Raw genomic sequence first — 8,383 nt, forward strand, 5'->3', positions numbered from 1 at the left:
CAACACCACGCCTGTTATCGCGTCATGGAGATCGCAACAGCCCACGGGGAACACAACACCAGGAGAGATCCATGAACCGCAACTCCCTCCCACGTCATCCGTTTTCGTCGCAAGTGATTGCGGTGGAAACGGCTGCGGTTCGTGCATCGCTTCGCACCGGCATTGTGTCCGCCGCCGGGGGGCTGCGCTGAAACCGCTGGCCGGCATTGGCCGGCCGGTTCCATCCACCATCGGGGTATGCGCATGAAACTGATCACCGCCATCATCCGGCCGTTCAAGCTTGACGAGGTACGAGAATCCTTGTCGCAAGCGGGCGTGTCCGGCATCACCGTCACCGAAGTCAAAGGCTTCGGCCGGCAAAAGGGCCACACCGAGCTCTACCGCGGCGCCGAGTACGTCGTCGATTTCCTGCCCAAGATCAAGATCGAAACCGTCGTCACCGACGAGCGCCTGGATGCCGTTATCGAAGCCATCCAGCAAGCGGCCGGCACCGGCAAGATCGGCGACGGCAAGATCTTCGTCACTACCATCGATCAGGTCATCCGCATCCGCACCGGCGAAGTCGGCGCGGACGCACTTTAAACCTCGGAGCCCTACATGAAGACTCGACTGTTCTCCGGGTGGAAAACCCGTGCACAAATGTTGTGCCTGGCCGCGCTGTGCGGCGTGATGGCCGCTGGCGTGGCAGTGAATGCGGTGGCGCAGGACACCGCGGCGGCGCCTACTGCCGATGCTCCCGCGGTCGCCGAAGCCGCACCCGCACCCGCACCCGTCACCGACGCCGCAGCGTCAGTGGCCGAAGCCGCTGCTGCCGAGCCCGCGGCTGAAGAAGCGGCGCCCGCGCCGTCGATCAGCAAGGCCGACACCGTGTGGGTACTGGTGTCGGCGGCGCTGGTGATTTTCATGACGCTGCCAGGCTTGGCATTGTTCTATGGTGGCCTGGTGCGTTCGAAGAACGTGCTGTCGATCCTGATCCAGAACCTGGTGGTGTTTTCGTTGGTGGCGGTGTTGTGGGCCGTATACGGCTACAGCCTGGCCTTCACTGAGGGCAACGCTTTCATCGGCGGCTTCGACCGTCTGTTCGCCAAGGGCCTGGACGCGGCATCGATCGGCGCGACCTTCACCAAGGGCGTGTACATCCCGGAGTTGGCGTTCTTCGTATTCCAGGGCGCATTCGCCTGCATCACCTGCGCGCTGATCGTCGGTGCTTTCGCCGAACGCGTGAAGTTCGTCGGCGTGCTGTTGTTCACCGTGTTGTGGTTCACCTTCGCCTATCTGCCGATGGCGCACATGGTGTGGTTCTTCCCCGGTCCGGATGCGTTCACCGGCGCTGATGCGGTGGATGGCGTGCTGGCCAAGTCGGGCTTCCTGTGGGCCAAGGGCGCGTTGGATTTCGCCGGCGGCACGGTGGTGCACATCAACGCGGCGATCGCCGGCCTGGTGGGCGCCTACGTGATCGGCAAGCGCACCGGCTACGGCCGCGAAGCGATCAAGCCGCATAACCTGACCCAAACCATGGTCGGTGCATCGATCCTGTGGGTGGGCTGGTTCGGCTTCAACGCCGGTTCCGCGCTGGAAGCTGGCGGCGTCGCGGCGATCGCGTTCGTCAACACCTTCCTGGCCACCGCGGCTGCGGTAGTCGCCTGGACCGCGGTGGAATGGATCAGCAAAGGCAAGCCCTCGTTGCTGGGCGCGGCCTCGGGCGCAGTCGCCGGCCTGGTCGCAATCACCCCAGCCGCAGGCCTGGTGGGTCTGAATGGCGCACTGGCCATCGGCGCGATCGCCGGCGTGCTGTGCGTGTGGGGCGTGAACGGACTGAAGCGGATGCTGGGTGCGGATGACAGCCTGGACGTGTTCGGCGTACATGGCGTGGGCGGCATCACCGGTGCGTTGTTGACCGGCGTGTTCGCGGCACCCTCGCTGGGCGGCGCAGGTATCTGGGACTACGTGACCGAAACCGCGGTTGCCGAGTACTCCATCGGTTCGCAGGTATGGATCCAGGCGCAGGGAGTTCTGCTCACCATCGCCCTGTCCGGCGTAGTGGCGTTGGTGTCCTTCCTGATCGTGAAATACACGGTAGGCCTGCGCGTGTCGGAAGAAGCCGAACGTGAGGGTCTGGATATCACCTCGCACGGCGAATCGGCCTACGAGGCCTGATCGATAACCGGGGACGGCTTTGCACTAAACTGGTGCAATGACGTCCCCGGGCTCTTCCACTGTGCTTTTCGACCCTACCACCGACGCACTCAACACGCCGGTGGCCTGGGCGGATGCCTCTGGACAGATCCGGGGCGTCAACCCCGCCTTCGCCCGCTGGTTGGGCGTCAGTACGCGGCGTTTGCTGGGGCAACCCCTGGCGGCGCTCGAAATAGAAGGCGATGCCATGGCCCGTTTCCTGGAAAACACCGATCGCGACATGCTGCGCCTGCACCGCATGGCGTTGGGCATGCCTGGCGAATCACCTGTGTTCGCGGAAGGCTGGCTGTCGCGGCTGGATGGCGGCGGTTGGCTGCTGGAAGCCCATCCGGTGGATGAGTTTCCCGCCATCGATCCCGCGCAGGCGCTGCCCAATGCGCTGAGTGCGGCGCTGAAGGGGTTGGCGCATGAGCTGCGCAATCCCTTGGCCGGCCTGAAGGGAGCCGCGCAACTGCTGGCCCGACGCGCCAGCCACCGTAGCGACAATGAAGACGAGCGCGAGCTGATCGGATTGATCGAATCCGAGATCGAACGCTTGAACGGCCTGCTGGAACAACTGCTGTCGCCTTCGCCACAGCGCCCGCATGCCGAATTGAACATCCATGTGGTGCTGGAGCGCGTGCTGCGTTTGGCCGAAACCGAAGGCGGATGGTCCGTGCGCATACAGCGCGACTACGACCCCAGCCTGCCCGAATTATCCGGCGATGCCGACCGCCTCACGCAAGCCGTATGGAACCTGGTGCGCAATGCGATCCAGGCCGGCGCCGCCAGCATCATCATGCGTACGCGGGTGGAGCGCAGCTCGCGCATCCACGACCACCTGCATGCAATGGCATTGCGGGTGGAGATCATCGACGACGGCCGCGGCGTGCCGGAAGAACTGGCGGAACACCTGTTCCTTCCCCTGGTCAGCGGCCGCGCCGAAGGCAGTGGTCTGGGTCTGGCACTGGCACAGCAGGTCGCACGCGAGCATCGCGGCACGCTGACCTATCGCTCGCGGCCTGGACATACCGTCTTCACTTTGCTGCTGCCGCAGTCGTCCAACGAAACCGACGAGGAACGTCATGTCCACTGAACGGAATTCCGAACACGGTGCGCCCGGCGACGCCCAGCGCATCTGGGTCGTCGATGACGACCGCTCAGTGCGCTTCGTACTTGCCACCGCGCTACGCGACGCGGGTTACGCAGTGGACGGATTCGACAGCGCGGCGGCGGCCTTGCAAGCACTAAGCGCGCGAGGCGCCCCGGACCTGTTATTCACCGATGTGCGCATGCCGGGCGATGACGGGCTGGTATTGCTCGACAAGTTGAAAGCCAGCCACCCGCATCTGCCGGTCATCGTGATGTCGGCCTATACCGATGTCGCCAGTACCGCCGGAGCGTTTCGTGGCGGCGCGCATGAGTTCCTGTCCAAGCCTTTTGATCTGGATGACGCGGTCGCGTTGGCGGCCCGCACGCTGCCGGACGCGGCGACCGAGGCGGAGATACCGCCCGACCCGGGGTCTGCCGCCACGGGGACTCCGCAGCTGATCGGCGACACGCCCGCCATGCGCGCGTTGTTCCGCGCCATCGGCCGTTTGGCGCAGGCGCCATTGTCGGTACTGATCAACGGCGAGACCGGCACCGGCAAGGAGTTGGTGGCGCATGCGCTGCACCAGGAATCGCCGCGCTCGCGCAAGCCTTTCGTCGCGTTGAACACAGCGGCCATTCCGGCTGAACTGTTGGAAAGCGAATTGTTCGGCCACGAAGCTGGCGCATTCACCGGTGCGCAACGGCGGCACATCGGCCGCTTCGAACAAGCCGACGGCGGCACGTTGTTCCTGGACGAGATCGGCGATATGCCGTTGCCGCTGCAGACGCGATTGCTGCGCGTATTGGCCGAAGGCGAGTTCTTCCGCGTCGGTGGACGCGAGTTGATCCGCGTCGACGTGCGAGTGGTCGCCGCTACCCATCAGCACCTGGAAGCGCTGGTGGCCGAAGGCCGTTTTCGTGCGGACTTGCTGCACAGGTTGGACGTGGTGCGCCTGCAGTTGCCGCCGTTGCGCGAACGGCGCGGCGATGTGCCGCAACTGGCGGAGAACTTCCTCGCCATCGCAACGCGCAAGCTAGATATCCCCAGCAAGCGCTTCGCCCCCACCGCGCTGGGCGCGCTACAGGCTTACGACTGGCCCGGCAATGTGCGTGAGCTGGAAAACGTGTGCTGGCGGCTGGCGGCCCTGGCGCCCGGCGACATCATCACCCTGGCCGACATGGAAGGCGCCATCGCGCAAGGCACTGCGGCTTCGACTTCGACACAGGTCGAGGAATGGGACGCCGCACTGGCGAGCTGGGCACGCCGGCGTTTGACCGAAGGCGCGGAATCACTGCATGCCGAAGCGCGCGAACGTTTCGACAAGACGCTGTTGGAAGTGGCGCTGCAATTCACGCACGGCCGCCGCGCGGAAGCCGCGACGCGCCTCGGTGTCGGTCGCAATACCGTCACCCGCAAACTGGGCCCGGGCCGTAAGCGTTCGTAGCACCTTAGTTGCCGAAATCACCAGCCGGTAGCACCCGTGCGTGGCACGCGCGGATCTTGAAAGACCCTGTAGGAGCGCCGTCCTCGGCGCGAGCTCTTGCTTTTCACCGAACCGCCGACGGAAGAGCTCGCGGCGGGACGCCGCTCCGCGCCCCAGCAATCCCTCGGCGCGCGCGATCATGAGCGCGCCGCAGCGCGTCCGGATGATGAACGGCAGGCTTGGCTTTGTTGCGAACTGACGGAAGAGCTCGCGGCGGGACGCCGCTCCTACAAGGGCGAAATCCGTTCCTATAAATCCGAAGGCCGATGACCCTGTAGGAGCGCCGTCCCCGGCGCGAGCTTTTGCTTCTACCGTAGGCCAGGGAAGAGCTCGCGGCGAGACGCCGCTCCTACAACAACGGCCGGCAAAGCGGCGACCATGATGATGGCGTTCGCCGCGCTCCTTTCATTGCATACGAATGGCGCTGCGGTTACGGTGCGTCATTCCATCCTTGGCCTCACCGATAATCCGAGGAAAAAGCACTCAGACGATTCGAGTGCTGCATCCCTAGAAAGGAGGACTTCCATGCGTATCACCTTGCTGACCGCCGCCACTGTCTTGTTCGTCACCGCTTGCGGCACTTCTCCCAAACCGGCTGAACCTGCCGCGCCTGCGGCGGAAGTACCGACCACCAGCACCGCCAAACAGGCGGTCGCCAATCTCGCTTCCGCCTCTGGAAGTCTGGTCAGCGGCAAGGTCACGCTGGTGCCAATGGGCAAGGGCGTGCACATCACCGGCGTGGTCGGTGGATTGCCGCCCAGCAGCCCGCACGGCTTTCATGTGCACGAGAAGGGCGACTGCAGCGCCGTCGACGCCGCCAGCGCCGGCCCCCACTTCAATCCGTTCAATACCCCGCATGGCAAGGTAGGTGCAGGCGCTCATCATGCCGGCGACATGAACAACATCAGCACCGATGCCGAAGGTGTGGCGAAGATCGATGTGCATCTGACAGGCGTCACGTTGGGTGGCGGGGCCGTCAACGACATCGCCAACCGTGCGCTGATCGTGCACGCCGCACCGGATGACTACGCCAGCCAACCGGCGGGCAACGCAGGCGCACGCGTCGCCTGCGGCGTGATCAAAGTCACTCAGTAGCCGTGGGTAGGAGCGCCGTCCCGGCGCGAGCTCTTCCCGTCAGATCGCGATAGCAGCGAAGAACTCGCGGCGGGACGCCGCTCCTACAACAGCAGTGGCGGTGATCAGGACTCCAGCGCTTCTCGCGGATCCGCTTTACCGGGACAATGCGCGAAGGTGACCGGAATGCCATGCGCTTCCAGCACCGCTGCGAGTTGCTGCTGGCGGGCGAGAAAATACTGATAACCGCGTTCCAGCTTGTCGTCATCTTCGATGTCGGGCGCATAGCGCAGGCGCCATCCACAGGGTTCGAACAACGCGATCTGCGCTTGGCCTCGTGTGTAACGCAACAGCGGCTCCGGTGGTGCATCCAGCCACGCTTCCTCCTCGGGGGCCATCAATGCGGCTTCCAGCACTGGCCACAAACTCTGCAGCCCTTGGTTGCCGTACTGCATGGCGGTCATCGCGGCCAGGTCGTGCAGTGTGAGATAGCGGGCATGTTCGATCTGCGCGCCGAATGCTTCCTGCGCCAGCAGCGCGGTGTCGGCTTGTGCCATGCCGACCTCCAGCAAGATCTCTTCCAACCGTTCGTCGACACCGCGGACCGTATGGTCATCGCCGCTCAGCAGGAAGGGCAACACACGCAGATTGCCTCCTTGCAGGCTCGCATCGGACTGAAACGGCAGCGGCACATCGCCGGTTTCATCGGCACCAAAGGCGATCAATCGCGCGCCGGCCTGTCGCCCAGGCGCGCGCGCGCGCAGTTCTTCCAAGCGTTTGTGCAAGGGCCAGCCGGGACGCAGCGCTTCGGCGGAATCGAAGTGCGCCGCGGCAAATGTCAGATCCAACTCCGCCACCGCCGGTACCAACTTGGCCAGGTCCCGGCCCAGTCGTTCGGCCAGAGTGCCGGCGTCGCTGGATGAAAGCGACGCGCGCAGCGGCGTGGTGCCGGCGGACAGTTCCAGCGCCAATACACCCTTTGCGTGGCGGTCCGTTTGGTCTTGAGTCATGTCAGCGTTTGGCGGCCGTGTAGGGGGGCATTACACTTGACATTATGCCAGCCGCAGCCGCGGCGTCTGAATTACCCCCTTTCAATGAGGTCTTCCATGCCAGCAGCACGCCCCGTCGCCATCCTGGGCGGCGTCCGCATCCCGTTCTGTCGGCAGAACACGGCCTATGCGGATGTCGGCAACCTGGGCATGTCGGTGCGCACGTTGGGCGCTCTGGTGGAGCGCTTTGGCCTGCATGGCCAGCAGTTGGGCGAAGTGGCGATGGGCGCGGTGATCAAGCATTCCAGCGATTGGAACCTGGGGCGCGAAGCGGCGCTGTCGTCCGGCCTGTCGCCGCTGACGCCTGGCATCACCCTGCAACGCGCCTGCGGCACCAGCCTGGATTCAATCATCACGGTCGCCAACAAGATTTCGCTGGGCCAGATCGAGTCCGGTATTGGCGGCGGTTCCGATACCACCTCCGAAGTGCCGATCGTCTACGGCAAGAAGCTGCGCGCGCGCCTGTTGGCAGCCAACCGCGCCAAGACGATGCAGGACAAAATCAAGACGCTGGCCGCGCGCTTCAAGTTCAATGAACTGAAGCCGGAATTCCCCGGCGTGGCCGAGCCACGCACCGGCAAAAGCATGGGCGATCATTGCGAGGACATGGCCAAGGAATGGAATATCTCGCGCGACTCGCAGGATGAGCTGGCGGTGTCCTCGCACAAGAAACTCGCCGCGGCGTATGAGCGCGGTTTCTTCGATGATCTGATCGCGCCCTTCCGCGGCCAGCAGCGCGACAACATCCTGCGCCCGGATACCTCGCTGGAAAAATTGGCAACGTTGAAGCCGGCATTCGACAAGACCTCCGGCCGCGGTACGTTGACCGCCGCCAACTCCACTCCACTGACCGACGGCGCCGCCGCGGTGCTGCTGGCCAGCGAAGAGTGGGCCAGGACGCACGGCCACGAACCGCTGGCGTATCTGCGCGATGCGCAGACGGCTGCGGTGGACTTCGTGCATGGCGAAGGTCTGTTGATGGCACCGACGATCGCCGTGCCGGAAATGTTGAAGCGCCAGGGACTGACCTTGCAGGATTTCGATTTCTACGAAATCCACGAAGCCTTCGCCGCACAGGTGCTGTGCACGCTGCGCGCGTGGGAGAACGAAGACTATTGCCGCAATCGCCTAGGCCTGGACGCGCCGCTGGGCAGGATCGAGCCCGCCAAGATGAATCCCAATGGCTCGTCGCTGGCCACTGGACATCCCTTCGCCGCGACCGGCGCACGCATCGTCGCCACCGCCGCCAAGGAGTTGAAGCAACGCGGCGGCGGCCGCTGCCTGATTTCCATCTGCACGGCGGGTGGTATGGGTGTGGTGGCGATCATCGAGCGTTGATCCACTGATCCGTAGAGCCGAGTTTGCTCGGCTGCTTTTGCTCCGGATCGAAAAGCAGCCGAGCAAGCTCCGCTCCACGAAACGGCCAGATGAAATTCCTTGTGGGAGCGACGGCTTTCAACAGCCGAATGGCTGGTCAAGTCGCGACGTTGATGTTTCCGGTCGCGACTT

At 64.4% G+C, this 8,383-nt stretch carries 8 protein-coding genes; 7 read left to right on the top strand and 1 reads right to left on the bottom strand.

Features of this window, described 5'->3' with window-relative positions; all coding sequences use genetic code 11:
• Nucleotides 1–243: 243 nt before the first annotated feature.
• The 6 genes from AB6O04_RS16800 (at nucleotide 244) to AB6O04_RS16825 (ending at nucleotide 5,846) form a co-directional block, all read left to right on the top strand.
• Nucleotides 244–582, top strand: a complete 339-nt coding sequence (locus tag AB6O04_RS16800) for a P-II family nitrogen regulator (RefSeq protein ID WP_056880236.1) — start codon at nucleotides 244–246, stop codon at nucleotides 580–582.
• 15 nt (nucleotides 583–597) lie between these two features.
• The gene (locus tag AB6O04_RS16805; protein WP_368565345.1) at nucleotides 598–2,157 is read left to right on the top strand and encodes an ammonium transporter; all 1,560 of its coding nucleotides are present in this window, start codon (nucleotides 598–600) and stop codon (nucleotides 2,155–2,157) included.
• A gap of 61 nt (nucleotides 2,158–2,218) precedes the next feature.
• Nucleotides 2,219–3,271: a nitrogen regulation protein NR(II) gene (locus AB6O04_RS16810; RefSeq protein WP_368565347.1), complete on the top strand. Its 1,053-nt coding sequence runs from the start codon at nucleotides 2,219–2,221 to the stop codon at nucleotides 3,269–3,271.
• The gene (gene ntrC, locus AB6O04_RS16815; protein ID WP_368565348.1) at nucleotides 3,261–4,712 is read left to right on the top strand and encodes a nitrogen regulation protein NR(I); all 1,452 of its coding nucleotides are present in this window, start codon (nucleotides 3,261–3,263) and stop codon (nucleotides 4,710–4,712) included. The genes AB6O04_RS16810 and ntrC overlap by 11 nt, the downstream gene beginning before the upstream one ends.
• Before the next feature lie 96 nt (nucleotides 4,713–4,808).
• Entirely contained in the window at nucleotides 4,809–5,021 is a 213-nt protein-coding gene (locus AB6O04_RS16820) for a hypothetical protein (RefSeq protein ID WP_368565349.1), read from the top strand.
• Between the two features lie 255 nt (nucleotides 5,022–5,276).
• Complete coding sequence (locus AB6O04_RS16825) at nucleotides 5,277–5,846, top strand: superoxide dismutase family protein (protein ID WP_368565350.1); 570 nt, start codon at nucleotides 5,277–5,279, stop codon at nucleotides 5,844–5,846.
• A 104-nt stretch (nucleotides 5,847–5,950) separates the two neighbouring features.
• On the opposite strand, the gene AB6O04_RS16830 is transcribed toward AB6O04_RS16825, so the two are convergent.
• A complete protein-coding gene (locus AB6O04_RS16830) occupies nucleotides 5,951–6,835 on the bottom strand; it encodes a hypothetical protein (protein ID WP_368565351.1) in 885 nt (294 codons plus the stop codon).
• A gap of 96 nt (nucleotides 6,836–6,931) precedes the next feature.
• Between AB6O04_RS16830 and AB6O04_RS16835 the strand changes: the two genes are divergently transcribed.
• Nucleotides 6,932–8,212, top strand: coding sequence for an acetyl-CoA C-acetyltransferase (locus AB6O04_RS16835; protein ID WP_368565352.1), 1,281 nt, complete (start codon nucleotides 6,932–6,934; stop codon nucleotides 8,210–8,212).
• Nucleotides 8,213–8,383 lie beyond the last annotated feature (171 nt).

Origin of the sequence: Pseudoxanthomonas sp. UTMC 1351 (assembly GCF_040948865.1) — a bacterium.
Lineage (GTDB): Bacteria > Pseudomonadota > Gammaproteobacteria > Xanthomonadales > Xanthomonadaceae > Pseudoxanthomonas_A.

What these genes read in the sequence shown, in the direction of transcription:
- AB6O04_RS16800 (WP_056880236.1), top strand. Translation starts at nt 244, where the DNA reads ATGAAACTGATCACCGCCATCATCCGGCCGTTCAAGCTTGACGAGGTA.
- AB6O04_RS16805 (WP_368565345.1), top strand. Translation starts at nt 598, where the DNA reads ATGAAGACTCGACTGTTCTCCGGGTGGAAAACCCGTGCACAAATGTTG.
- ntrC (WP_368565348.1), top strand. Translation starts at nt 3,261, where the DNA reads ATGTCCACTGAACGGAATTCCGAACACGGTGCGCCCGGCGACGCCCAG.
- AB6O04_RS16825 (WP_368565350.1), top strand. Translation starts at nt 5,277, where the DNA reads ATGCGTATCACCTTGCTGACCGCCGCCACTGTCTTGTTCGTCACCGCT.
- AB6O04_RS16830 (WP_368565351.1), bottom strand. Translation starts at nt 6,835, where the DNA reads ATGACTCAAGACCAAACGGACCGCCACGCAAAGGGTGTATTGGCGCTG.
- AB6O04_RS16835 (WP_368565352.1), top strand. Translation starts at nt 6,932, where the DNA reads ATGCCAGCAGCACGCCCCGTCGCCATCCTGGGCGGCGTCCGCATCCCG.